The organism is Pseudomonas corni (assembly GCF_057128765.1).
On the sequence record NZ_JBSKHW010000031.1, the window covers coordinates 1 to 2,120 of the forward strand.

The 2,120-nt window shown below is 59.0% G+C and carries 2 protein-coding genes; one reads left to right on the forward strand and one right to left on the reverse strand.

Annotation, left to right across the window (positions count from 1 at the left end; genetic code table 11):
• Positions 1 to 145 precede the first annotated feature (145 nt).
• Positions 146 to 1,162: a zinc-dependent alcohol dehydrogenase family protein gene (locus tag ACWKV9_RS27575; protein ID WP_483839279.1), complete on the reverse strand. Its 1,017-nt coding sequence runs from the start codon at positions 1,160 to 1,162 to the stop codon at positions 146 to 148.
• Between the two features lie 328 nt (positions 1,163 to 1,490).
• On the opposite strand from ACWKV9_RS27575, the gene ACWKV9_RS27580 reads away from it, so the two are divergent.
• Entirely contained in the window at positions 1,491 to 2,018 is a 528-nt protein-coding gene (locus tag ACWKV9_RS27580) for a DUF3833 domain-containing protein (protein ID WP_483839280.1), read from the forward strand.
• The last annotated feature ends 102 nt before the right edge of the window (positions 2,019 to 2,120 follow it).

Sequence of the window (2,120 nt, forward strand, 5' to 3'; positions counted from 1 at the left end):
GAGCAACGCGAGGCCGCGATCCAGTGCGCAGCGCTGGCAGCTTTTACGACTGCTGCGCAGCCGATCGCGGCCTCGCGGTGCTCGTACGCTCCTACAGGGTTTGCGGTTGTCGAGAAATGATCGTTCCGAGGTTGAGCACTGAGGCTCAACACACCTTCAACACCACACGCCCGCGCACCGGTTTTTCATCCAGCAGATGGTGGGCCTTGCCGAACTGCTCGAACGGCCAGGTACGGTGGATGTCGGCCTTGAGCAAACCTTGTGCGGTCAGCCCGTTGATGGCTTCCAGCGCACGGTGCATGGAAGCCGTGTCCTGCTCGATGCCCAATTCCGGTTTGCCGGTGAAATTCTCCAGGCAATGGACGAAAAAGCGCATGTTCTTGCGAAACGCCTGCATCGCCGGAAACGGGGTGTTGTTGCCGCCGCGTAAGCCATACAGCACCAGGCTGCCACGGGGCGCAAGCACATCGGCGAGCAATGACATCTGCATGCCACCCATGCCATCAAACACCGCTTCGATGCCCTGACCTTTGGTGATTGCATCGATACGCAGGCCGATATCTTCCTCGTCGGTGACAATGACGCGGTCAGCACCATTGGCCAGCAAAAATTCGCGATCGGCAGCGCTTTTGGTCGACGCAATGACCCGCAGCCCCAATGCCTTGCCCAACTGTACGAAAGCCGTTGCCGGGCTGTTGGCCGCGTCAGTCACGAGCACCGTTTGACCGGCTTGCACACGGGCCAGATCGACATAAGCAAAATACGCCAGCAACAGCGGGGTGTAATGCACGCTCGCTTCCACTGGCGTCAGCTGATCAGGATAGCGAGTCAAGGCGTTGCGCGGCACCAGTACGTGGTCGCCGCAGACCGGATAATCATTGGCGCTCATGGCCTTGAAGCTTGCGACCTTGTCACCGATCGCAAGGTCAGTCACGGCGTCGCCCAAGGCTTCGACCGTACCGGCCATTTCAGTGCCTAGACCTGCCGGCAATTGCGGTTTGCTGAGGGCCAGGTCCTGACGCCACAACACATCGTCCCAGCTGATACCGATGGCCTGTACACGAACGAGCACTTCCTGCGGGCCGGGGGACCGATCAGGCTGCTCCTCGCAACTGAGCACATCGGCTTTACCGAAGCGATGAAATTTGATGGCGCGGGACATTTCAACCTCGAACATTAGATTAGGGTTGAAATGACTGTATCGACGTACCTGCTACCCGACCATTTCTGTCTGTCGATACCCGTCATGCTCAATATCAATTTGGCTCTACGGCGTTGGTTCATAAGGGCTGCAGCCTGCTTCACGGTGTTACGCGGGCGACGACGAACGGTGACGCCTAGGTGCGTTCAACCGGCGCATTGAGCGATCCGTGACGCGCGTGGTCAGACTCTTTAACCGAGGTGCTCGTCCTCAACGCCTACCCAGGTGATGAAGTCTGCGGACCACGGATTGCCGTTCGCGCTCGACCGTGTCCTCACTGGAGTCGCCCATGTTAAAAGCCCTTTCGCTGTTGTTCTGCCTGAGCCTGGCCGCGTGCAGCAATGTTGACGTCAGCCGCTACAGCCAGGAAAAACCCACCCTCGAACTGCGCCAGTTTTTCACTGGGCGGGTAGAGGCCTGGGGCATGTTTCAGAAGCGCTCCGGGGAAGTGGTCAAACGCTTTCACGTCAACATCGACGGTCATTCCGAGGGTGATACCTTCGTGATGCACGAAGACTTCACCTACAGCGATGGCAAAAAGCAGACCCGCGTCTGGACCCTTCACCCGGATGGCCCGGGACGCTGGCGCGGGACGGCGGGAGATGTGGTCGGCGAGGCGCTGGGTGAGGTGTCCGGCAATGCACTGCGCTGGCGCTACGTGTTGAGCCTGCCGGTGGACGACAAGGTGTATCAGGTCAACTTCGATGACTGGATGTACTTGCTGGACGAGAACACGCTCGCCAACCGCTCGTACGTCACCAAGTTTGGTTTTGAAGTGGGGCAGGTGACGCTGTTTTTCCGCAAGCAGGTGAATTGATCCGAGCCTGCATATGCCCATTCTGTAGGAGCCAACTTGTTGGCGAGATGGCCAGCGAGGTGTGCCAGAAGCGACGCCTCGCGAACAAGTTCGCTCCTACAG

Coding starts and splice junctions, on each gene's coding strand:
- ACWKV9_RS27575 (WP_483839279.1), bottom strand. CDS start 1,162: ATGTCCCGCGCCATCAAATTTCATCGCTTCGGTAAAGCCGATGTGCTC.
- ACWKV9_RS27580 (WP_483839280.1), top strand. CDS start 1,491: ATGTTAAAAGCCCTTTCGCTGTTGTTCTGCCTGAGCCTGGCCGCGTGC.